The organism is Kribbella sp. NPDC104218, from assembly GCF_055584105.1.
Genome location: NZ_JBVJMQ010000001.1, coordinates 3,268,048 through 3,290,801, shown reverse-complemented (window position 1 = coordinate 3,290,801; position 22,754 = coordinate 3,268,048). Strand labels below are relative to the sequence as shown.

19 protein-coding genes are annotated in these 22,754 nt (G+C 69.4%); 7 read left to right on the top strand and 12 right to left on the bottom strand.

Annotated elements, in window-relative coordinates:
- Window positions 1–13: 13 nt before the first annotated feature.
- Both ACZ6ZD_RS15450 and ACZ6ZD_RS15445 read left to right on the top strand, forming a co-directional pair.
- Window positions 14–538 carry a TlpA family protein disulfide reductase gene (locus tag ACZ6ZD_RS15450; protein WP_465672328.1) on the top strand — a complete coding sequence of 175 codons (525 nt, stop codon included), beginning with the start codon at window positions 14–16 and terminating at the stop codon, window positions 536–538.
- Window positions 535–2,340 (top strand): ABC transporter ATP-binding protein, encoded by a 1,806-nt coding sequence (locus tag ACZ6ZD_RS15445; RefSeq protein ID WP_465672326.1) that lies wholly within the window; start codon window positions 535–537, stop codon window positions 2,338–2,340. The genes ACZ6ZD_RS15450 and ACZ6ZD_RS15445 overlap by 4 nt, the downstream gene beginning before the upstream one ends.
- Here the strand turns inward: ACZ6ZD_RS15445 and ACZ6ZD_RS15440 are convergent.
- Genes ACZ6ZD_RS15440 through ACZ6ZD_RS15415 form a run of 6 tightly spaced genes read right to left on the bottom strand, consistent with a single transcriptional unit; the run spans window position 2,337 to window position 8,876 of the window.
- Window positions 2,337–3,206 (bottom strand): N-acetylglucosamine kinase, encoded by an 870-nt coding sequence (locus ACZ6ZD_RS15440; protein ID WP_465672324.1) that lies wholly within the window; start codon window positions 3,204–3,206, stop codon window positions 2,337–2,339. The genes ACZ6ZD_RS15445 and ACZ6ZD_RS15440 overlap by 4 nt on opposite strands.
- Window positions 3,203–4,231, bottom strand: a complete 1,029-nt coding sequence (locus tag ACZ6ZD_RS15435) for an SIS domain-containing protein (protein ID WP_465672322.1) — start codon at window positions 4,229–4,231, stop codon at window positions 3,203–3,205. Before ACZ6ZD_RS15435 ends, ACZ6ZD_RS15440 begins: the two co-directional genes overlap by 4 nt.
- Before the next feature lie 14 nt (window positions 4,232–4,245).
- Complete coding sequence (locus tag ACZ6ZD_RS15430) at window positions 4,246–5,910, bottom strand: glycoside hydrolase family 9 protein (RefSeq protein ID WP_465672320.1); 1,665 nt, start codon at window positions 5,908–5,910, stop codon at window positions 4,246–4,248.
- Window positions 5,894–6,736, bottom strand: a complete 843-nt coding sequence (locus ACZ6ZD_RS15425) for a carbohydrate ABC transporter permease (protein WP_465672318.1) — start codon at window positions 6,734–6,736, stop codon at window positions 5,894–5,896. Before ACZ6ZD_RS15425 ends, ACZ6ZD_RS15430 begins: the two co-directional genes overlap by 17 nt.
- Entirely contained in the window at window positions 6,736–7,605 is an 870-nt protein-coding gene (locus tag ACZ6ZD_RS15420; protein ID WP_465672316.1) for a carbohydrate ABC transporter permease, read from the bottom strand. The genes ACZ6ZD_RS15425 and ACZ6ZD_RS15420 overlap by 1 nt, the downstream gene beginning before the upstream one ends.
- Window positions 7,602–8,876, bottom strand: coding sequence for an ABC transporter substrate-binding protein (locus ACZ6ZD_RS15415; RefSeq protein WP_465672314.1), 1,275 nt, complete (start codon window positions 8,874–8,876; stop codon window positions 7,602–7,604). The genes ACZ6ZD_RS15420 and ACZ6ZD_RS15415 overlap by 4 nt, the downstream gene beginning before the upstream one ends.
- Before the next feature lie 99 nt (window positions 8,877–8,975).
- Between ACZ6ZD_RS15415 and ACZ6ZD_RS15410 the strand changes: the two genes are divergently transcribed.
- Entirely contained in the window at window positions 8,976–9,716 is a 741-nt protein-coding gene (locus tag ACZ6ZD_RS15410; protein ID WP_465672312.1) for a GntR family transcriptional regulator, read from the top strand.
- On the opposite strand, the gene ACZ6ZD_RS15405 is transcribed toward ACZ6ZD_RS15410, so the two are convergent.
- Window positions 9,683–10,045: a ribosomal maturation YjgA family protein gene (locus ACZ6ZD_RS15405; RefSeq protein ID WP_465672310.1), complete on the bottom strand. Its 363-nt coding sequence runs from the start codon at window positions 10,043–10,045 to the stop codon at window positions 9,683–9,685. The genes ACZ6ZD_RS15410 and ACZ6ZD_RS15405 overlap by 34 nt on opposite strands.
- A gap of 115 nt (window positions 10,046–10,160) precedes the next feature.
- Here ACZ6ZD_RS15405 and ACZ6ZD_RS15400 point away from each other — a divergent pair, with 115 nt between their 5' ends.
- Window positions 10,161–11,498 carry a TIGR01777 family oxidoreductase gene (locus ACZ6ZD_RS15400; RefSeq protein ID WP_465672308.1) on the top strand — a complete coding sequence of 446 codons (1,338 nt, stop codon included), beginning with the start codon at window positions 10,161–10,163 and terminating at the stop codon, window positions 11,496–11,498.
- Here the strand turns inward: ACZ6ZD_RS15400 and ACZ6ZD_RS15395 are convergent.
- Window positions 11,493–12,332, bottom strand: coding sequence for a helix-turn-helix transcriptional regulator (locus ACZ6ZD_RS15395; RefSeq protein ID WP_465672306.1), 840 nt, complete (start codon window positions 12,330–12,332; stop codon window positions 11,493–11,495). The genes ACZ6ZD_RS15400 and ACZ6ZD_RS15395 overlap by 6 nt on opposite strands.
- A gap of 133 nt (window positions 12,333–12,465) precedes the next feature.
- Here ACZ6ZD_RS15395 and ACZ6ZD_RS15390 point away from each other — a divergent pair, with 133 nt between their 5' ends.
- Complete coding sequence (locus tag ACZ6ZD_RS15390) at window positions 12,466–12,600, top strand: hypothetical protein (RefSeq protein ID WP_465672304.1); 135 nt, start codon at window positions 12,466–12,468, stop codon at window positions 12,598–12,600.
- 56 nt (window positions 12,601–12,656) lie between these two features.
- Here the strand turns inward: ACZ6ZD_RS15390 and ACZ6ZD_RS15385 are convergent, their stop codons facing one another.
- On the bottom strand, window positions 12,657–14,111 hold the full coding sequence (locus ACZ6ZD_RS15385) for a purine-cytosine permease family protein (RefSeq protein WP_465672302.1): 1,455 nt from the start codon (window positions 14,109–14,111) through the stop codon (window positions 12,657–12,659).
- Between the two features lie 76 nt (window positions 14,112–14,187).
- Here ACZ6ZD_RS15385 and ACZ6ZD_RS15380 point away from each other — a divergent pair, with 76 nt between their 5' ends.
- Window positions 14,188–14,967 carry a CPBP family glutamic-type intramembrane protease gene (locus ACZ6ZD_RS15380; protein ID WP_465672300.1) on the top strand — a complete coding sequence of 260 codons (780 nt, stop codon included), beginning with the start codon at window positions 14,188–14,190 and terminating at the stop codon, window positions 14,965–14,967.
- Between the two features lie 83 nt (window positions 14,968–15,050).
- Entirely contained in the window at window positions 15,051–18,659 is a 3,609-nt protein-coding gene (locus ACZ6ZD_RS15375; RefSeq protein WP_465672298.1) for a glycoside hydrolase domain-containing protein, read from the top strand.
- A 6-nt stretch (window positions 18,660–18,665) separates the two neighbouring features.
- On the opposite strand, the gene ACZ6ZD_RS15370 is transcribed toward ACZ6ZD_RS15375, so the two are convergent.
- From ACZ6ZD_RS15370 to ACZ6ZD_RS15360, 3 genes are read right to left on the bottom strand one after another with little or no spacing between them, the layout of a single operon-like run.
- Complete coding sequence (locus ACZ6ZD_RS15370) at window positions 18,666–19,571, bottom strand: SAM-dependent methyltransferase (protein ID WP_465672296.1); 906 nt, start codon at window positions 19,569–19,571, stop codon at window positions 18,666–18,668.
- 50 nt (window positions 19,572–19,621) lie between these two features.
- Window positions 19,622–20,683 (bottom strand): zinc-dependent alcohol dehydrogenase, encoded by a 1,062-nt coding sequence (locus ACZ6ZD_RS15365; protein WP_465672702.1) that lies wholly within the window; start codon window positions 20,681–20,683, stop codon window positions 19,622–19,624.
- Between the two features lie 20 nt (window positions 20,684–20,703).
- Window positions 20,704–22,140, bottom strand: a complete 1,437-nt coding sequence (locus tag ACZ6ZD_RS15360) for a S8 family peptidase (protein WP_465672294.1) — start codon at window positions 22,138–22,140, stop codon at window positions 20,704–20,706.
- Between the last annotated feature and the right edge of the window lie 614 nt (window positions 22,141–22,754).

The window sequence follows — 22,754 nt, the reverse complement described above, 5'->3', positions numbered from 1 at the left end:
CAAGGAGAAGGTCTTGGCCATCCTGACGGTCGCCGTCGTACTGCTCGCGGCAGTATCCCTGCTCAACCTGTTGATCAACCTGGGGCTGGTCAAGCGGCTCCGGGTCCACGCGGACCACCTCAGCAAGCTCCAGACTCCGCAGGACCGCGGCCCGGCCCCGGGCCGGCTCGCGGTCGGCACGCCGATCGCGCCGTTCGTCGCGACGACGACCGACGGCCTCGAGGTCACGCCCGCCGGTGGCACGGTGGTCGGATTCTTCTCCACCACCTGCAGCACCTGCGCGGAGAGCCTGCCGGGCTTCCTGGCGTACGCCGAACCACTCGGCCGCGAGCGGGTGATCGCGGTCGTCCACGGCGCCGAGCCCGCGGTGACCGAGCTGAAGACGCAGCTGGCCAAGGTCGCCCAGGTGGTGATCGAGGCCGATGACGGACCGGTGACCCGGGCGGTCGGGGTGAGTGCGATGCCGACCTTCGTCGTCCTCGACGACAATCTGCGGGTGATGTCGAGCGGCTACCGAGCCGATCAGCTGGCGGTATGAGCCTGCAGTCGGGTGCCGGCGCTTCGCTTGCGCTGGCCTGGCGGGCGGCGCCGGTCACGCTCGCCGGCTATCTGCTGGCGAGTGTCGGCAGCGGGCTGGCGCCGGTGGCAGCAGCCTGGTTGATGAAGCTGACGCTGGATCGGCTGGCCGGCGGCGGGCAGGTCGCGCTGCTGGCGATCGGTCTGGCCGCGACCGGTCTGGCCGTCGCGCTGTTCGGCGAGCTCGGGAAGTATCTGTCCGCAGAGTTGTCCCGGCGGGTGACCGTGCTGTCGCGCGATCGTCTGTACACGGCGACGGACCGGTTGACGGGTCTGGCGAAGCTCGAGGATCCGGTCCACCGCGACCGGATGCGGCTGGCCGAACAGCACAGCCAAACCGGGCCGATGACGATTCTCGAAGCGCTGGTCGGCGGTCTGCAGTCGGTGCTGACCCTGGCCGGATTCACGGTCACGCTGATCACGATCAGTCCCTGGATCGTGCTCGTCGTCCTGGCCGCCGCGGTTCCCGGCCTGTACGCCGAGGTTCAGCTCAGCCGGCGGCGGGCCGCGCTGATGACCGGGCTGAGCCCCACCGAACGTCGCCAGTACTTCTACTCCGAACTGATCCTCGGTCTGGCCGCCGCCAAGGAGATCCGGCTGCTCGGGCTGGGGCGACTGTTCCGGCGGCGGATGCTCACCGAGCTGCGTGCGGCCAACGCCGCCAAACGCAGGCTCGACCGTCGCGATCTGCTGATTCAGGGCGCGCTCGCCGCGCTGGCCGCCGGTATCTCCGGTGGCGGTCTGATCTGGGCGATCGTCGCGGCCGGCCGCGGGCAGATCAGTCTCGGCGACGTCGCGGTCTTCATCGCCGCGGTGGCCGGCGTCCAGCAGGCGCTGTCGGCGCTGATCGGCCGGCTGGGTTTCGCGCACAACGCGCTGCTGATGTTCGAGCATTTTCAGGCCGTGACGAGCCCGTCGGACGCACCGCCGGCAGCTGCCCGTCCGGCTCCCGAGCTACGGCACGGGATCGAGTTCCGCGACGTCTGGTTCCGCTACAGCGACGAGCACGAGTGGGTCCTACGTGGCGTCGATCTGTTCATTCCGTTCGGTCAGGCGATCGCCCTGGTCGGCCCGAACGGCGCCGGTAAGAGCACGCTGATCAAGCTGCTCTGCCGCTTCTACGATCCGACCCAGGGATCGGTTCTGTGGGACGGCGTCGACCTGCGCGAGCTGGATATCGCCGACCTGCGCCGCCGGATCGGCGCGGTCTTCCAGGACTTCATGTGCTACGAGCTGAGCGCCGCCGAGAACATCGCCTTGGGCGAGGTGGACGGCGCCGACGAGCTCGACCCGGTCAACCGGCCGCGGGTCGAGGCAGCGGCCGGCCGGGCCGGGATCGACGAAACGCTCACCGAGTTACCACGCGGCTATGACACCTTGCTGTCCCGGATGTTTCTCGACAACGCGGACAAGGATGACCCCGCGACCGGGGTGTTGCTGTCCGGCGGGCAATGGCAGCGGGTCGCGCTGGCGCGCGCCTTCCTCCGGGACCGGCGGGACCTGCTGATCCTGGACGAGCCGACCTCCGGGCTGGACGCCGAGGCCGAGCACGAGATCCACACCAGCCTCACTGCTCATCGGCAGGGCCGGACCAGCGTCCTGATCTCCCATCGGCTGGGTGCCGTTCGGTCCGCCGATCGCATCGCCGTCCTCGAAGCCGGCCGGATCACCGAGCAGGGCTCCCACGACGCCCTGATCGCCCAGGACGGAACTTACGCTCATCTGTTCAACCTGCAGGCCGCCGGCTATACGGGCGCCCACTAGCTGCGCTCTAGGAGGCGGCGGGCGAGGGTGGCGGCGCCGGTTACGGGGGGTTCGGTGAGGAGGGTGGGGGTGGTTTCGGGGGGTAGGTGGGTGCGGATGGCTTGCCAGTAGGTGGGGACGTTGGTTACCAGGCCGCCGGCGAAGACGGCGTTGGTGATGGGGATGTCGCGGGACTGGAGGGTCAGGAGGAGGTCGGCGATGGCGCGGGCGCCGGCGGCGAGGACTTGGTGGGCGTCTGGGGAGCCTTGGCGGGCGGCTTCGATGACGGCTGGGGAGTGGCGGCCCCAGGTTTCGGGGGCGGTGCCCCAGCTGAGGGTGAGGGCGAGGTCGGGGATGGTGGTGACGCCTACTGAGGCGAGGAGGAGGGTGCCGAGGGGGTCGGGCGGGTGGCCGCGGTCGGCGCGGTGGAGGACGGCGCGGGCGGCTTCGCGGACCAGGGCGGACGCGCTGCCGTCGTCCGAGAGGACCCAGCCCCAGCCGCCGGCTCGGGTGAGGTTGCCGGCACCGTCGTCCGCGATGGCGATCGCGCCGGTGCCGACGATGACGGCGATGCCGCGGTCGAGGCCGGCGGCGGGGAGGAGGAGCTCGGCGTCGTTGACGACCTGGACGGGGATCGCGAGCCGGCGGTGCAGCTCGGCGGCCAGTTCGTTGCAGTGGGCCCGTTCTTCGCAGCCTTGGGCGCCGGCGGCGAGTGCGGTGAGTTCGATGCCGGGCAGGAGGTTGATGATCCAGTCGGCGGCTTCGGCGACCGGGGTGGCTGACCAGCCGGTTGACGAGACGATGCGGTCCTCGATGGTCGCGCCGTCGGGGGTGAGCAGGCGGAGGTGGGTCTTGGTACCGCCGATGTCGAGTGCTGCCAGCGTCATGTGAGCCCTCCCGGGGATGCGAGGCTGAAGTCGGCCGGGTCGACGCCGCCGCGTTTGGTGTCGTCATTGGCGAAGACGAAGGCCTCGGCGGGGATGCCGCGTTCGTCGGCCAGGGCCGCGACCAGCTCCTGCGCGACGACAGTCTCCAGGACGACGCGGACGGCGGACGCGACCGACGGCAGTGTGACGACCGCGAGGTTGGCGGTGGGTTCGACCGGCTCGGCAGTGACGAGCAGCGTGCGGTGACCGGCGGACGAGAGCGTTCGGGCCAGGACGTGCTCGCGGCCGTCGCCGAAGATCACATGCAGGGTCGATCCGGCCGACTCCATCTCGCCGTGCAGGTAGGTCCGGGTCGGGGACGCCGCGGCGGGGATGCGCGGAACTTCACGCAGCAACAGGGCGGTTTCCTCGGCCGAGGCTCGGGAGGCGCCCGCGGCGACGACGTCCGCGCTGGTCACGGCGGCGGCCTGGCTGCGGATCGGGTCGATGACGCGGACGGCGTCCGTCCGGACCTGGCGGACCAGGTCGTCGATCCCGGCCCAGGCCGGCTTGGTGCCGGCGAGGAGGTCGAGGGCGACGATGGTGCCGGTGAAGCCGACGGTGGAGGCGTAGGAGTCGGGTTCGGATCCGAGGTCGAGCGCGTACTCGGCGACCTCGGTGAGCGGTGAGGGCGCGACGTTCACGAGCGCGACGCGCGGAACGCCGGTGAGGCCCTCGAATGCGGCCAGCGTCTCCGCGCTGCGGCCACTCTGCGACACCCCGACCACGAAGCCGGGGTCGAAACCGCCGGGGTGATCGCCCAGTTCGTCGGCGCGCACGCGCTGCGACGCGATGCCGGCCGCTCGCAAGGTCGCGACCGGTACGGCCAGCGCCGCGAACGAAGCGCCGATCCCGGTGAACAGCGGACGCCCGGTGAGCACGCCGGCGGCGGGCCAGGTATCGAGCTGGCGGGTGACGTGGGCGGCGATCCGGGCCAGCGCGGCGGGTTGCGCGTCGCGGCCGGCCAGGAAGGTGAGGCGGGACATGGGTCTCCTTGGAATCAGTGGGCGACGGCGAGCAGGAACCAGCCGGTGTGCGGAATCCACTGCTCGGCCCAGCGCCACACCTCGCCCGGCGGCGCGTCGGCGGGCAGCAGGGCGACGTCGTTCTCATCGGTCCAGCCGGAGGTGATCCCGTTCGCGATCCCACCGGGGACGTTCGGGAAGTCGGCCGAGTATTCGGGGTTGTTGCGCCCGCGGCCCTGCAGCATCGAGCTGTCGAAGGGGTTCCGGCCGAGGATCCAGTGCAGCTGATCGGCGGCGAAAGTCCGCAGCCGCGCGCGATCCGCCGGGCCGAGGTTGTCGAGCGCGGCGCACGCGCTGGCAGCCGCCGAGAGCGACGCGATGGTCGCGTTCTCGCCCTGCCACCAGTAGCCGGTCTCGTTGGCATGTGGGAAGAAGAAGGCCGCGTGCGGCTCGCCGTCGGTCGGCTGCACGACCTGCCGGGGGTAACCGAACGGATTCGGGACGGCGTCCGTCCGGTCCAGCAGGTCGAGCATCGCGCGGACGGCGGTGGCCCGGGCGCGGACGGCGTCCGCCGGGCAAGCTTCGGCGTACCGGAGCAGCGCGAGCACCGGGAGGCCGGCCTCGGCGGCGTGGAAGAAGGGGCGGCCCTTGGCGTCGGCAACGAACCGGCCGTCGGCGTACCGGTCGATCAGGGCCGCTGCCCGCCGGGCCGCCGCTGGTGCCGCACTTTCGATGCCAGCCGCAACCAATTCGGCGGCGGCGAGCAGCGCGGTGTAATCGTCGAGCACCGACTCCTCACCGTCGAAGAGGTACTCCAGGTTGTGCGCTTCGAGATGGTGGAACGCCTGCTCGGCGACCTCCAGGTACGTCGTCCGCGGGAAGTCGCCGTCGTCGTCAAGGGTCGATGCGCGCGCCAGGGCAGCGATCGCCAGACCGCCGCCCTGCCGGTAGCCGGCCTGGTAACGCGGCGTACGGACGCTGTTCTGCAGCGGCGCGTTGATGAACCGTTCGTCCAGATCCTTGGTCAGCGCGTCGAAGATCCCGGTATAGAAGTAGCCCTCGGCCGAGCGGAAGCGGACCAGGAAGTCCGCGCCGAACAAGGCCTCGTCACGCAACCGGGTCGAGACCGGCTTGACCAGGTCGGGATGGTTCGCCGCGATCGCATCGCGGGCCGCGGACATCGCCCAGACGCAGAGCGGGATCTGCTGCGGGCTCATCGTCGACGTGTAGGTGAGATGGGAGAGGAACTTACTGGTGTCGCCACTCGCATCGAGCCAGCCGCCGCGCGCGTCGACCGTCCGGCCCGAGTCGTCCGCCCAGAGTTTCGCCGTCCGGTCCTTGCGATCGATCTCGCCGCTGGAGCGCATCGCCTTGAAATAGTTGAGGACGTCGGACAGCGTCTGCCGCTGCAACCGGGACGGCGCGATCACGATCGGCTCCGAGATCAGCTCCTGGCCGCCGGCCCGGACCCGGACCCGATAGGTGCCCTCGGCAAGCTCCGCCGGGAGTGGGATCCGCACGTACGGCGCCGTCGTCCAGCCCGGGACGCGTTGTACCGGCCCGGGCTCGAGCGCGGGCCCGTCGACGATCTCGGCCACCACCGGGCCCCCGGCGTCCGGCAGCACGGCGACGACCGCATTGGCCGCGCCGATCCCGTATCCGACCTGACTGACCAGGATTCCCTCAGCCCTTGAGCGCACCGGACAACACCGCCCCTTCCATCTTGTCGGCGAACAGAACGTAAACCACGTACACGGGCACGAGCGTGATCACGATGCCGGCCGCGAGGACGCCGTACTGCGCGGCGTTGGCCATCGACAGCAGCGGCAGCGCGACCTGCGCCGTCCGGACCGCCGGGTCGGGGCCGGCGATCACCAGCGCGAAGAAGTACTCGTTCCAGAAGGACAGGAAGTTCAGGATCAGGACGACGGTCAGCGTCGGCAGGGTCAGCGGCGCGTACACCGAGGTCAGCACCCGCAGCGGCCCGGCGCCGTCGATGATCGCCGACTCCTCCAGCTCGGCCGGCACCGTCCGCATCGCCTGGGTGAGCAGGACGACGGACAGCGGCAAGGCACTTGCCGGCAGCAACAGAATCAGGAACTCGCGGGTGTGGAACAGATCGAGCCGGATCGCCAGCAGGACGGTCGGAACCAGCGCCGCGAAGCCGGGGACCAGGAAGCCGAGCGCGAAGATCCGCTCGACGATCCGCCCGACGCGGCCGCGGGTCCGGGCCAGTGCGAACGCCGCCGGGATCGCGAGCACGAGCGTGAGGAGGTTGGCCGCGACCGTGATGTAGGCCTGGTTGAGCAGGCCGCGGCCGAGGCTGCCGCCCTCCCAGGCCCGGGCGAAGTTGTCGAACTGCAGACCCCGGAACGGGTTGAACGGCGCGTCCAGGATGGCGGTGTTCGTCTTCACCGACGAGATCGCGAGGTAGTACAGCGGGACCAGCAGGAGCAGGACGTACACCCAGACGCCGACGTGGGCGAACAGCCGCAACCGCCCGGCGCCACGCATCGCGCGGCTCATCAGAAATCCGCCCGGAACAGTCGGCGGATGCCCAACAGGCCAAGGACTCCGACCCCGAACAGGAGGACGGCGATGGCCTGCGAGTAGCCGACCTTCGACTGGTTGAACGCGTAGTCGTAGACCAGGAAGGACAGGTTGACCGTCGACGTCCCGGGCCCGCCGCGGGTCAGCAGCAGAACGACCGCGGCGGACGAGAACAGCGTCCACAGGAACTGCAGCATCGTCACGACGCCGACGAACTCGCGGCAGATCGGCCAGGCGATCTGCCAGAGCTGTCGCCAGTGCCCGCACCCGTCCAGCTCGGCCGCCTCGAACAGCTCGTCCGGTACGGCGTTCATTCGCGAGGCGAGCATCGCGGCCGAGACCGACATCGACGACCAGATGATCACCACCAGGATCGCGATCCCGGCCGTCGTCCCCTCGGCCAGCCAGGGGCGGCTGCGCGCGCCCAGGCCGAGGCCGTCGAGGAAGCCGTTGACCAGACCGGACGGCGCGAACACGCCGAGGAAGACCATGCCGAGCGCGGGCGCCGAGAGCAGCACCGGGGTGAACAGGACGGCCCGGACGATCCGGTGCCCGCGCGGCCGGAGCGACAGGTAGTACGCGATCATGAACGCGCCGACGATCACGATCGGCAGCGTGATCACCAGCTGCAGCAGGGAATTGCGGATCGCGTGATGGAAGACCGGGTCCTCGGCCAGCCGGCGGAAGTTGTCGCCGCCGACGAAGGTGCGCGGTGCGATCAGCCCGCGCCAGGCGGTCATCGAGTAGTAGAAGAGGCTGACCAGCGGGCCGACCGTGAAGACCAGGAACCAGCCCAGCGCCGGCAGGGTGAACCCGAGCAGCGCGAGCTCCCGCCTGCGCCTCACTTCGCTGCCTGGTAGACCGCGTCGATCGTCGTACAGATCTTCTGCGCGTCGTTGCCGGGGGTGTAGGCGATCGACGTCGCGCGGTACATCGGGTTGCCGACGTCCGCCGGGACGTAGAGATCGGGCATGACGGTGAAGTCGACGGCCTTGGGCAGCGCGTCGACCGACTGCTTGAGCAGCGGGACGGTGACGGCCGACGAGTCGACGCCCTCCATCGCGGCCGGGACGACGCCGCCCTTGAGCATCGAGTTCAGGACGTCGGTCCGGTACATGAACTTGATCAGCTTTTCGACCGAGGACAGCTTCTGCTGACCGTTCGGGCTGACCCACCAGCCGGCCGACGTCGAGCCGTTGTACGCCGTCGGCTTGGCGTAGGTGCCGCCGTCCGGGACGGGAAAGCCGCCGAGGGTCGTCGTACCGACCACGGCCTTGTCGGCGGTCGGGTAGCTCCAGGAGCCGATCGGCGCGATCGCGGCCTTACCGCTCATGTAGAGCGCGGTCGCCTGGTCGGCGGTCAGTCCTTCGGTGCCCTTCACGAAGACCCCGGCGTCACGGAGCTTCACGAACAGGTCGACGCCCTTCATGGCCTGCGGATTCGCGCACAGACCGCCCTTGGCGAAGATCTCCTTGGCCGCGTCGGGCGTCAGGTAGCTCTCCAGGATCTGCAGGAAGATCTTCTGGCCGGACCAGTCGTTACCGCCGATCGCGACCCCGCCGACGCCCTTCGCGGACAGCTTCTGGACGGCGGCGATCAGCTCGTCCACGGTCTTCGGGAGCGGGACGCCGTGCTGCTCGAAGAGCGCCTTGTTGTACCACCAGGGCCAGGTGAAACCGGCGTACGGGAAGGCGCGCAGATGACCGTCGCCGTCCTTCCAGTCGGCCAGGGCGGTGGCGGGGAGCGTGAGACCCCACTGGTCGACGTACTGCTCGACCGGGATGACCGCGCCGTTCTTCACCCAGTCGAGCTGCTTCTCGAGCAGACCGACGAGCAGGACGTCGGCCTCCTTCTTCGCCAGCAGCGCGGTCTCGTAGACCTGGTTGAGATCGTCGCCGCTCTCCAGCAGCTTGACCTTGACGCCGGTCTCCGCCGTGAAGGCCTCCAGCGCCGCCTTCAGCGGAACGCTCTCCTGTCCCCCGCTGGTCCAGTTCGTCTGGACGGTGAGCTCATTCGCGTCCACCGCCTGGCCGGCATCGCTACCGCCGCACGCCGCGGTCAGGGTCAGGGCCAACAGACCCGCGACGCCGACACTCCATCGAGCCAGTCGCTGCATGGCTTCCTCCTCGTCATCCGTGCGCAAAAGGTATGCAGTGGATCGCCAAGTGGTCAATAGTTGTCTTAGATCTGCGTCGCAGTGGTATCGTCACGCTCGATGACCGAGACGCCGAGCCGCGAGCACCGGCCTGAGCCCCTCTGGGCGCAGGCGGCGGAGCTGATCAGCGAGCAGATCACCCGCGACGGCCTCACGCCCGGCGCGCGGCTCCCCACCGAACGGGACCTCTGCGCCCGCTTCGGCATCTCCCGCGTGACGCTGCGGAAAGCCCTCGGTCACCTGCTCGACCGCGGCCTCGTCACGTCGTCCCACGGCCGCGGTTGGTTCGTCGCGACGCCCTCGACCGTCCGCGAGTGGCCCAACGACCTCGAGTCGTTCACGACCACTGCCCGCCGCAAGGGCCTCCCCGCCCGTTCCGAAGTCCTCGAACAGGTCATCCGACCGGCCACCCTCGACGAGGCCGACGCCCTCGCCGTCCCAGCCGGCACCCCGCTCCTCGTCCTCGAACGGGTCCGTTTCCTCGGCGACGTCCGGATGGCGCTGGACCACGCCGTCCTGCCCGTCGCCCTGGCCCCCGGCCTGGCGGACGTCGACTTCGCAGCGGCGTCCCTCTTCGAGGAGCTGACCGCCCGCGGCGTCGTCCTCGATCGCTCCGAAACCGCCATCGAGTCCCGGATCGCGGACGCCGCGCTAGCGGCCAAACTCCACCTGGGCGCCGGCGAGCCGATCCTGCTCCTCGACCAGACCATCTACGACGCCGACAACCGTCCGATCCTGTTGTCCACCGTCGAGTACAGCGGTGACCGCTACCGGCTCCGGACGACGTTCCGCCCGCGCTGACCGCGCACGATCAGCACCCCCAGCCCCGCGCCAACGGCGTACCAGAAGAGGTCTGGCGCGTTGAACGTCGAGCCGAGCACCAGCCGGGCAATCACGCTGCGCTCGGACAACTCCGCGGGAATGCCGGTGAGCTGGAAGAACTCCACCGCCCAACTGAAGCCGGTGGCGCCCACCGCAGCCCAGAGCGGTCGCAACCAGAAGGCGAGCAGGGCGTAGATCAAGGTCGCATAGAGCGCGACACCGGCGTACTTCGCGAAGTCACCCGCGGCGAACGCGCGGACGGCGAGGCCCAGGGCCAGGATCAGCGGGACTGCCAGCCAGGGGCGCATCGCGACAGCTTAGGCGCGATTCAGGGATGCCGGTGGGTACCGTGACAACCTGGTGGTCACCGCCGATCCGGTCGCCTGGGATTCTGCTCGTTCGGCAAGTGGAGGTTTGCGGTAGATGAGTCTGAAACGCTCGAGTGTGGTGGCCGCGCCCCGGCCCGAGGTCTACGCGTGGCACGAGCGCGCGGGCGCCGTCGTCCGGCTGACTCCGCCGTGGATGCCGGTCCGGATCAAGCAGGAAGCCGAGGATCTCGCCGGAGGTGTCGCGGTGCTCGGTTTTCCGCTCGGGTTCGACTGGATTGCCCGCCACAGCGGTGCGCGGGCCCCAGAGCGATTCGTCGACGAGTTCGACACCGCGGTCGTCCGGAACGTCGTGAAATGGCGGCATACGCACAGCTTCGCGGCTGTGGGTCCGGACGCCACCGAGATCACCGACGAGATCGACAGCACCGTGCCGGGTTTCCTGCTGCGCTCCATGCTCGAGTACCGGCATCGCCAGCTGGCCGACGATCTCGCCGCCTTGGGCCGGGCGCGCAGCGGCGGGATGCGCCCGCTGACGGTCGCGATGACCGGCACGCACGGGACGGTCGGTACGGCGCTCGCCGCGCTGCTGAGCACGTCGGGGCATACCGTCGTACGCCTGATTCGAGGGGCTGCGAAGGCTCCTGATGAACGCAGCTGGGATCCTGCCGCGCCGGATGCGACGCTGCTGGACGACGTCGACGCTGTGATCCATCTGGCCGGTGCATCGATCGCCGGGCGATTCACTCCGGCACACAAGGCGAAACTGCGCGCGTCCCGAATCGAACCGACCCGGGCGCTGGCCGCGGTCGCGGCAGCGGCGTCCAACGGGCCGAAGGTGTTCGTGAGCGCCTCGGCGATCGGCTACTACGGAGCCGACCGTGCGGACGACGTCCTGACCGAGGACAGCGAGCGCGGCGACGGCTTCCTCGCCGACCTCGTCACGGACTGGGAGGAGGCCGCTGCTCCCGCGCGCGACGGCGGTCTGCGCGTCGTCCACATCCGCACGGGGTTGGTACAGACGCCGGCCGGCGGCGTCCTGAAGGCGCAATTCCCGCTCTTCGCGGCAGGCCTCGGCGGGCGGCTCGGGTCCGGCGACCAGTGGCAGGCCTGGATCGGGATCGACGATCTGCTCGACATCTACCACCGTGCGCTCTGGGACGAGCAGTTGTCCGGAGCGCTCAACGCCGTCGCTCCGAACCCGGTACGCAACCGCGAGTACGCCGCCACGCTGGCGCGGGTTCTCCACCGTCCCGCACTACTTCCGGTGCCAACGCTCGGACCGCAACTGCTGCTGGGCGCAGAGGGGGCCCGGGAGCTCGCCAACGCCTCACAGCGCGTGCTACCAGCCCGACTAACCGCAGCCGGCCACACCTACCGCTACATCACCCTCGAGCCAGCCCTACGACACCTCTTAGGCAAGCCGACGTCATGAATGGTGCGCGAGTAGGCGGAGGCGGTCGGCGTCGGCGGTGCCTGGCTCGGCCGTGAAGACGAGCATGACGGGCCCGGGGCTGCCGGGGAGGGGGTAGGTGTCCCAGTCGAGCGTGATCTCGCCGACTTCGGGTGAGAAGTAGACGCGGGTACCGCTGGTGGTGGCGCCGACGTCGTGGCGGGCCCAGAGGGTGCGGAAGGCGGAGCTGCGGATACTCAGCTCGCCGATGAGCTCCGTCGCCCGTGGGTGGGCCGGATCGGTGGCGATCGAGGCGCGCATCATGGCGATGTAGTCCTGGGCATGCCGCTCCCACTCCGGGCAGCCCCACTCGGCCGCCTGCACCTCGTCGAAGACCAGCAGCAACAGGTTCAACCGATCGCGTGGGATTGCGGTGAAGTCGCCGAGGAGCAGCTCGGCCATCCGGTTCCAATGCAGGACGTCGAGGTGGCGGCCAAGCACGATCGCCGGTGCATCCATTGCCGCCAGCAACCGTCGGGTGCTCGCCGGCACCGACTCCGGCTCCCGTTCCACCGGCACCGGCATCGGACGCCGCGCCGCACGCGCCAACGTGAACAGATGCCGGCTCTCCGCCGCGTCCAGCCCGAGTGCATCGGCCAACGCCGTCAGCACCTCATCGGACGGACGCAACTCGCGCCCCTGCTCCATCCGCTGGTAGTAGTCCGTACTCAAGCCCGCCAGCAACGCCAGCTCTTCCCGCCGCAGCCCAGCGACCTTCCGCCGCCCACCCGGCTCCAGCCCGACATCCTCCGGCCGCAACCGCCCCCGCCGAGCCCGAAGAAACTCACCCAGCTCGCGCGCGTACGGATGAGCCACGCCGCCCAGTATGCCGCCCCGCCACCGCACCAAGGTAGGACCAGCATTCCTAGGCAAGTGACGGCGACGGCGTACCAGCCCGACCGCCCTAGCCTTTCGGTACTACCAACCGCCCTGAAAGGGAGTCCTCCCCATGACCCGTTTCAAGAAGGCCGTCATCACCGCCCTCCTCGGCGCAGCCGCCGTCACCGGCCTCGCCCTCCAGTCCGCCCCCACCCCCGACGTCCCGACCGCCGCCGTCCTCTGTCGCCAGTGCCCCGCCTGGTAACCGGCTTCTGACCTTGGAGGGCCCCGACCAGGTTCAGGCGGGGCCCTTCAGGCCGGTCAGAGTTTGGAACGGTCGGGCTGGGGGTCGAGTTTCAGGACGAACGTCAGGACGGCGTACGACGCGGCGCCGAGCACGGTGGCGATGACGACGCCGAGGTTGCTGGCGCCGATGACGCCGTCCGCGGCCGCGTCCGTGAGCAGGAAACCGGTCAGGGGCGCGAAGTTGGGGTCGGCGCTGGTGACCGTGCCGAGGCCGACGATCGTGCCGAGGCCGAGGCTGGTCAGGGCGGTCCATCGGCCGGTGCGGCCGCCGTAGCCCTTGGGGTTGGCCAGGTCGGTGTTCCAGCCGAGGCGGCGCTGGCGGACGAAGTCCACCAGCTGGATGCCGCCCATCGTGCCCATCATCACCGCGATCAGCGACAGGAACGACTGGAACGTGGCGAGGAACGACGTCGAGACGAAGAGCAGGTAGAACGCGCCGGCCGCGATCAGCAACGCGTTGAGGGCGGTGGCGGTGGAACGACGCAGCGGGACGCCGACCGCGCCGAGGGCCAGGCCCGAGCTGTAGATCCCGGTGATCGCCGCGGACATCAGCGAGATCACGATCACGATCGAGAACGGGACGAAGAACCAGCGCGGGAGCAATGCAGTCAGGGCGCCGATCGGATCACTCGCCGCGGCGCCTCCCAGAGCCGGATCGCCGCCGACCAGCAGCGCGCCGACGATCAGCAGGACGACGACCGGGATCGCCAGCCCGCTGGTCGTCCACCCGATCACGGCCCGCGCCGGTGTGTCCCGCGGCAGGTACCGGGCGAAATCGCCGCCGTAGTTGAGGAAGCCGAGGCCGACCAGCGTCATCGCCATGATGGTCCCGCCGACGAACGCCAGCGGACCGCCGGCCGGGGTGTCGCCGAGCCGCGACCATTCGACCTCCGGCAGCACGAAGCCGAGGAACGCCAGCGTCATCAGCCCGGTCCCCCAGGAGATCCACACCTCGATCCGCATGATGAACGCATGGCCGAGCACGGACGCCGCCATCGTCGCCACCAGCACGACGACGAACCAGACCACGACCGTCCGGTCGGCCGGTCTGCCGTCCGCCGCCGCGAACTGCGCCGGCCAGAGCGTGCCGAACAGATTCGCCCCGGTCGTCGAGGCCAGCGTGATGATCGTGACCTTCCAGCCCATGTTCGACAGGTAGGCGAAGAACGCGGGCACGATGTTGCCGCGGATCCCGAACGCGAACCGGGTCTGCACCAAGGTCGGCAGTCCCGTCCGCGGGCCGCCGACCGCGAGGACGCCGACCAGTCCGCACGAGATCAGATACCCCAGCGTCCCGGCGACGATCGTCTGCCCGACGTTCAGCCCGATCCCGAACACGTAGATCCCGTAGCTGATACCCAGGATCGACACGTTCCACGCGAACCAGACCGCGAACAACCCCCGCGGCCGCCCCCGACGTTCGGCGTCCGGCACCGGATTGACCCCGTTGACCTCCACCGTGTTCTTCATGTCCGAACAATAGGCGGTGCCACCGTGTCAGGGCGGCGTCAGGGCCGTGTCAGACGATCCGGCGACCGTCGTCCCCATGAGACCAGGAATCGCCGACCGCCTGCTGGCCGATCGTCACTCGCTCCCCCTGTCCGTCGCTCTCCACCTGATCCCCGGCGTCCTGATCGTCGCGGCCTACCTACTGATTGCCGAGCCGCTCGTCCTGGCCCTGGGCGCCCCGGTCTTCCTCGGCTGGGCGATCGCGCTCTGTCTGATCCTCTTCCCCCTGCTCGCGGGCCTGTACTGGCTGGGCCGCCGCCGCAACGGCCGGCTCAGCCTCCGCGGCGTCCTGCACTACACCGACAAGCCGTTGCCCAAAGCAAAGGTGGCTGCCATCGGCATCCCCTTGTTCCTCTGGATGATGATCGTCTCGACCGCCCTCATCCCCCTCGACAACTTCGTCTTCGAGCACCTCTTCACCTGGCTCCCGTACGCCGAGGCCGGCGGCAGCGCCACCACCTACCTCGACGGCCACAGCCGCGCCGCGATCATCACCACCCTCGCGATCTGCCTCCCCCTCACCGGCATCTCCCTCCCCCTCATCGAAGAGCTCTACTTCCGCGGCTTCCTCCTCCCCCGCCTCGCCCACCTCGGCAAAACCGCCCCCATCCTCAACACCGTCCTCTTCGCCCTCTACCACTTCTGGGCCCCCTGGACCTTCTTCTCCAAACTCGTCTTCTTCCTCCCCGGCCCCTGGCTCGTCTGGAAGAAACAAGACATCCGCCTCTCCATCACCATGCACGTCGGCTCCACCCTCTTCTCCACCGCCGCCGGCATCACCGCCCTCGCCCTCAACCTCCTCCCACCGGGCCTCTGAGCGCCAGAGGTCTAAGGCAATAAGTGGCCAGCGACGCCTCGGGCATTTCATGATCGAGGCTCCGCCCGATCGCTGGAGGTAGCGTGACTCGTCGGCCCTGGAAGTACGTCGCCTGGTTGCTGGCGAGTTCGCTGGTGGTCGCGATCGGCCCGCCCAGCCTGGACGCCGAGGCGGCGCGGCCGTCGGCAGGCGGGGTCTCGGTGTGGACCGAATCGGCATATACCTCGGTATTCCGGGACAGCGGCCCGTCGGACGAGGCCGGGCAGGAGGTGAGCCTGGACAGTGCGCGGGCCGAGTACGAGGGCGCTCAGGTCGTGGTGCGGCGTCCGCAGGCGTTCACGATCGACGCGGTCGAGTTCAGCGCGTTGTCGGGGCCGGCGGGCAGCATCGCCGCGAGCGATCTGAGCTACAACTTCGTGGACTACGAGCACCTCGACAAGAACTCGACCGAGGGCTGGCGCGAGGTGACTCCGGTGACGCGGAACGCGCCCGGGTTGTTTCCGGATCGACTGCGTAACGACAGGTCGATGGCGGTCGCCGCGAACAGCACGCAGTCGGTCTGGGTCCGCGCGTACGTGCCGGCCGAAGCCCGGGGCGGGGTCTACACCGGTAGCGCCACACTTCGGACGAGCGCCGGGAACATCCAGGTCCCGGTGTCGGTGAACGTCCGCGACGTGCTGATCCCGCCGACGAAGGACAGCCAGTTCACCAACGTCTTGTGGCACAACATGCTCGGGCCGGCGTCCTGGGACCACATGAAGGGCGACACCGGCGAGCTGACGTTCGGGGTCAAGCGGTACGACGAGCGCTGGTGGCAGGTCATCGACAACTTCGCGGCCATGCACAAGAAGTACCGCGGTAACAGCCTGCAGCTCCCGGTCATCCACCTGCTCCGCGAAGGCGGTAGCGGCGTCGATGCCAACGGCAACTACCAGTTCAACTGGACGCGGTTCGACCAGGTGGTCGAGCGGATCATGGCGGCCGGGCACATCAAGCGGCTCGAGGGCTTCACGATGTCCGGCACCCATACCTCGCAATCACCCTGGTACGACCCGAATCGGCCGAACGGCAAGTGGCTGACCGAGGTGCTCGGCCGGCCGGACGCCGCGACCGGGCAAGCCTCGTTCAGCTGGATCGACTGGGACTCCGCCCAGGCCGGCAAGTGGATCGACCAGTTCTTCCCGGCCCTGCGGGACCATCTCCGGGCGAAGGGGTGGGAGAGCCTGTGGTGGCACCACATCGGCGACGAGGCCGGGCACAGCGCCGGCGGCGCGGCCTGGTACGCCTTGGAGCAGCGGATCCGCAGCCGCTGGCCGGAGGTGAAGATCGGTGACGCGCTGATCGGCGAGATGGGGCTGGACCAGGCCAAGAAGGCCGACATCGTGATCCCGATCCTGAACCTGTACGACGAGAACCGGGCTGCCTTCGACACGCAGCGCGCTGCCGGCAAGGAGCTGTGGCTGTACAACTGCATCGGCCCGGCCGGCAACTTCCTGAACAGGTTCGTCGACCAGCCGCAATGGCATCAGCGGATGACGATGTGGTACGCGTACTCGCGCAATGTGACCGGCTACCTGCACTGGGCCTGGATGAACTGGCAGTACGACATGAAAGACCAGCCAGGTAAGGGCGACGGCTACATCGTCCGGCCCGACACGGCGGGCCTGACCTTCGAGTCGTCACCTCGCTACGAGTCGCTGCGGGACGGGATCGAGGACTGGGAGGTCCTCAACCTTCTCGGCAAGCGCAACCCCGGCCTGGCCAAGGACCTCGCCGCCAGCATGGCCCAAGCCGGTGACACCTACGCCATGGACGTCACCTACCAACAGCGCATCCGCCGGATCGCGCTGGACGCCGCCGCCGGCCTCCCGGTGATCGCCGAGGACTACGCACGCGCCAAGACAGCCACCAGCTCCGCCGCCGCGGCCGGCTTCGGGGCCGACAAGGCCGTCGACGGCAACGCCACCACCGGTTGGCGCCCGGCGAGCAGCTCGGGTACCCAATGGCTGCAGGTCGACCTCGGGCAGCAGAGCCGGCTGGACGGCGTCCACCTCAAGTGGGCCGCCGCCACGACACAGAACTACCGGGTGCGGACGTCGTACGACGGGGTCAACTGGGTCGATGCGAACGTCACCTCCAGCGGCAACGGCGATGACGACTTCGTCGGCTTCGTCGGTAAAGCGCGCCAGCTGCGGATCGAGGTGACCAACGGGAGCCCTGGCTACCAGCTGAACTCGATCGAGGTCTCCGGACATCCCCAGGTCCTGCCGAATCTCGCGGCCGGCAAGGCGTATCAGCTCAATCCCGCGCCGGACAGCCACCCGGACGAGACCGGGCGGCAACTCACCGACGGCCAGCTCGGCGACGCCTGGTCGGACAACCGCTCGGTCGGCTGGAAGACGAACCAGGGCTCCGATCGGTACACCGACCTGACCATCGACCTCGGTTCGGCGCAGCGCGTGGCCGAGGTCAAGGTGCACGCCTATGAGGAGTACCAGTACTACCGGCCGGACGAGATCACCGTGCTGACCAGCACCGACGGATCCACCTTCACCGCCCGGAAGACCGTCTCCGGCGATCGTCCCGAGGGCCAGTCGAAGATCTGGTACGACCTCGCGTTCCCCGCCGTCCAGGCCCGGTGGGTCCGGGTGTCGTTCAAGAAGCGCGGCACCGACAAGGCGACTGTCACCTTCATGGACGAGCTCGAGGTGTACGGCGCCGGCTCGGCCGTCGGGCCGGAGGAACCGGCCGCCTCCGCGGCATTCGCATGGAAACACCAGAACCACATGTTCGCGCCATCGGTCACCGGCGCCCTCGAGCATTGGTGGTGGACGCCGGGGATCGGCGTCGAACGGGACGTCTGGGCCAACGGCCCGGTTCAGGGCAAACCGGTCGGCGCCGCCCTCGGCAATCAACAACACATCCTTGCCCGCAGCGCTGCCAACACTCTGCTCAGCTGGTCCTGGACGGAAGGTGAGGCGTCGGTCCGGTCAGCCGACCTGGGCGGCGCCGCACATTCCGATCCCGCAGCCGTTGTCTGGGGCAATTACCTGCACGCCTTCGCTCGATCCGCCGATGGCGGTCTCACCCATTGGCAGTCCGGGCGCGTCACCAGCTGGCCGAAAGCGCCGGTCGCCATCACCAGCCGCCCCGCCGCCTTCTCCGCTCGCGACGAACTCCACGTAGTTGCCCGCGGCACCGACAACCGTCTCTACCACTGGTGGTGGAAGGCCGGCGAGCCCGGCCCGCAGGTCGAGCCGTGGGGCGGTGAGGCGCACTCCGACCCGACCACCTTCAGCTACGACGGTCAGATCCACGCCTTCGCCAGAGCCGCCGACGGCCAGCTCTTCCACTGGTGGGCCGACCCAGCTGACGGCCTCCACACCGACAAATGGGCCGGCGCCCCGGCCGCCTTCAAAGGCACTCCTGCCGCCTACCGCTACGGCTCCCAGCAACACGTTGTGGCCCGCGGCGCCGATGACACCCTTTACCACTGGTGGTGGGACCAGCCCACCACCAAACTGACCTTCGCGAACCAGGGCGGCCAAGCCCACTCCGACCCGGCCGCCTCCGTCTACGCCAACGAACAACACATCTTCGCCCAGTCCGCCGCCAATACCCTGAGCCACTGGAAGATCGACCCGACCGGACTGCAACGCGACGACTGGGGCGGCTCGATCAAGCTCGGCTGAACATCCTCAGACACTCACCGGGGCGGGGATCCTGTCTTTCAGGCCTCGGACGAGGACGGATCTGGGGGGTGACGTGCCTGGTGTCGTGGGTAGGTCGGGGGTGTCGCGGCCGAGGCGTTGGGCTTCGGCGGTCAGGTCTTGGCCGCGGAAGGCCCAGGCTGCGGATGACGGGGATCGTGTCAGGTCGCCGATCTGGCCGGCTCGCATCATGTCGGCCAGTAGGTCGGCCAGGAGGTCGTCGTCCGGGGTCTCGGTCACCAGGTCGTTCCGTCGGATTCGACGGGACAGGTGGTCCATCGCCAGCCGGCTGTCGGTTGCCGCGATCGAGCCGATCCTGGCGAGGAGCGTGTCGAGCTCGGCCGTGGTGAGGTGGTCCAGGAGGCCTTCTGCGACCCAGATCGATCGTTCGCCGGGGTAGAAGCCGACAGCGATCAGCTCCTCGACCCAGGCTCCGCGCAGGTCCGCGGCGATCGTCACCCGCTGCGCCATCGGGCGTGCTCCGGCGTCGTGCAGGACCTGTTGTTTGTAGGCCTGTACCACCGCGGAGTCGATCTCGAAGACCGTTGCTCCCTGCAACGGACCCATCCGGAACGCCCGGGTGTCCAGCCCAGCGCCCAGGAGGACGACCTGGCGGCAGCCGTCCGCGACCGCGATCCGGATCTCGCGATCGAAGTACCGGGTCCGGACGGCGATCCTGGCGGCCAGCGAACGCCACAGCGCCGAAGGGCGGACGCCGCGGCCGGCCATCCTGTCGAGCAACTCGACCAGTTCGCGATTGGTGTCAGGCCGGAACGAGGCCGCCAGCGGATCGGTGAACAAACGGTCCGGTCGCTTCGTCTCCTGAGCGCGGAAGTACGCCGCGACCACCGCCAGCAAACCGGAACCGTCCGGTAGATGTGGTTCGGGGATCATGCTCGAGAGCCTCGCAGCCACACCGATTCGAAGAACAGTCCAGACCTGGTTCACTTACTGTTCGTCAGCGGCCGGGCCGCGGTCGCCCGCGGATCGAAGAGGGTCTTGGCCCGGTGGGCGGCCTCGCCGGACCGGGGACCGATGCCTTCGGCCACAATCTTGTCGAGCGGGAAGACCGTCGGCGCGACATCACGCCACGACCGGCCGTCCAGCAGGTCCATCGCCTCCGGAAGGTCGATGGCCGCCTGGTGCCCGACCGTGCCCAGCACATCGAGCTCGTTCGCGACCCAGCGGCGTACGTTCTCGGCGTACGGGCTGGTCGGCAACCCGGTGAGCACCACTCTGCCGCCCCGACCGACCGAGTCGAAACACAAGGTTGCGGCCGCCGGGCTACCGACAGCTTCGAAGACGACATCGGCGAGACCGCCGTCCGCCGCCAGTACGTCGGCCGGGGACTGAACCCTGGTGTCGATCACCAGCTCGGCGCCGAGCCGCGACGCGATCGCCAACCGGTCGTCGGAGCGAGCCGCGACCGCTACCCGAGCACCGACGGCGACGCAGGCACGGGCGATGAACAGACCGATACTGCCCGCGCCGACGACCAGGACCCGGTCGTAGTCCCGTACCCGGCCGCGATTCCTGGCGTGGACCGCGATGGACATCGGCTGGGCCAACGCGGCGACGTCCGATCCGAAGCCCCGCGCCCCGATCGGTGCGCAGATCGCGGCCGGGGCGACGGCGTACTCCGCCAGGCCGCCGTGCTGATGAATGCCGATCAGGCGGCTGTGCACGCAGAGGTTCGTTCGGCCGGCCCGACACGCGCGGCACGCGCCGCAGCTGACCCCCGCGCCACAGGCAACGACCTGCCCGAGCAGAGATCTGGCGCTCGCGGCCGATCCCCGCCCGACGTCGACGACCTCACCGGCGAACTCGTGCCCGAGGATGACGGGCTGTCCCTCGGGGATCGTTCGGCGGTCCGCGAACTCGCTGCTGTCCGTCCCACAGACGCCGGCCGCGTGCACCTGGATCAGGACCTCGTCCGCAGCTGGTTGCGGAACGAGCACCTGCTCCAGACGGACTTCACCCGGCCGGTGGTAGACGGCGGCATTCATCTTCACGGCGCTACTCCGATTCAGCGGGTGACGGCTGCCAGGGCGTTGACGAGACCGTGGCCGTAGAAACCGTTCTTCGCGGTGGTTCCAGCACACACGGCGTCAACCTTGCCGTCCTGGTCGAAGTCGTACGACGGTGGGCACGGCAGGTCGGTCGCCTGCGCGAACAGGCGGGCCCGGACTTCGCTGGGCGAGGCGTTCGGGTGGACGGACCGGATCAACGCCGCGACGCCGGAGACCATGGGCGCGGCCATCGACGTACCGCTGACGTAGTCCCACTTGCCGCCGGGGATCGGCGCGAGGATCTGGTTGCTCTCCGCGGGCGGCTCGGGCTGCTGGTAGTTCTCCGCTTCGCCGCCTGGGGCGGCGATGTCGACGACGCCCAGCCCGTAGTTCGAGTACGACGACTTGAGGTTGTGGGCGCCGGTGGCCGAGACCGCGATCACGTCGGGCAGCTCGGCGGGCGTCGTGATGCATTTCGAGCGATCGACGACCCGCGGGGTCGGCGTACCGTCGCCAGGACTGTTGCGGTCCTCCAGCGTCGGCGCGGCCAGGTCGAAGTTGTCGTTCATCGCGGAGGCGACCAGGACCGTGCCCTTGGAACCGGCGTACTTCGTTGCCCGCTGCACCGATTCGACCAGCGCGCGCTGGTCCGGATCGTCGACGCAGTTGAAGTACCACGGGTCGGTGTAGAAGCTCATGTTCACCACGTCGGCCCCGTGTTCGGCCGACCACACCAACCCGCACACGACAGAATCGGTCGTGTACAGACCGCCCGAGGCCACCCGGACCCCGGCGAGGCTGACGCCCGGCGCCACACCCGCGATCCCGACCGTGTTGTAGGCGGCGGCCGCGATACCGGCCACACTCGTTCCGTGCGCCGAAGTCAGCGACGGCGGTCGCCAGCTGCCCTCGGTCGCATCCGGTACGCCGCCAACGCAGTTCGCCGACGCGGACTTGTCGAAGTTGGGCGCCAGGTCGGGGTGCGTGTCGTCAATGCTGTTGTCCAGCACGGACAGCAGGACGTCGCGCCGGCCGCGCGTCACCTCGTGCGCCTGGTCGGCCTTGATCGCGCGGAGCCCCCACTGCTTCGGCTCCAGCGGGTCCTGAATCGCCAAGCCTTGCGGGCCAACCTCCTCGCCGGACGCGGCCGCGACCGGAACCGTCCGGGTAGCGCCCGCCGAGCTGACTGCCGAAGACTTCCGGACGGCGCTCGCCACCGCGGAGCTGTCGGATGTCACCACCAGCACACCGATCTGCGGGTACGCCATCTTGACGACGCCGCCCGCTGCCACCACAGCCGACCGCGCGGCCGCGAAGGCTGCCGCACCCGACTTGGCGTTGACCACGAAGTTGTACTGCGGGGCCGCCACGGCGGGGCCACCGGACAAACTCATCGACACCGCGGCCGTGCTCAGGCACAACGCCGTGAGCCGGATCCACCAGGATCGTCGCATTCTCTCGCTCCTCACACGAAGACAGACCCAGCACGATGGCCGGGATCTCCAGCCGAAGTGAAGGTCGTTTCCTGTCCACCTTCGGCTCAGCAAGGGCGCGACCACCGATCGGCATCTGCCGTCAGCGGACGTTCAGGCCGCTCCACTGCTCGTTGCCGTCCGGCGCAACCGGGAACACCGGGTCGGTCGCCGGCTCCTCGCCGGCGGGGCGAACTTTGGCTCGCCGCCACCGGCGGAAACCTTCGATCCAGCGACGACGCCTCTTCGAGTGGTAGATGCTCGGCCCCCTTCGCCGGTGGGTGCCGCCGGGCCGACACTGTCCTGGAGGTCGAGTAGCCGGGCCCGGCGGCGGCCGGCTGGTTTGAGACGGAGCCGTCACCACTGAGACTCCGTCGCCGACTGTGGAAGTATCCCGGCCGGTACGGCCCGCTCAACAGCCCGTTCAGCGTTCAGATCCCGCTCACCGGCGGGTGGCCGGAAACAGTCCCGGACAGCCGGGGAGCCCCCGCCGTAGTGCTCCGGCGGGGGCTCCTCGGGTTACCGGAGATCAGTCCTCGGTAACGACCTCATGCGCAGCCTTGATGTGCCGGTTGCTGCTGAAGAAGCTGTTGATC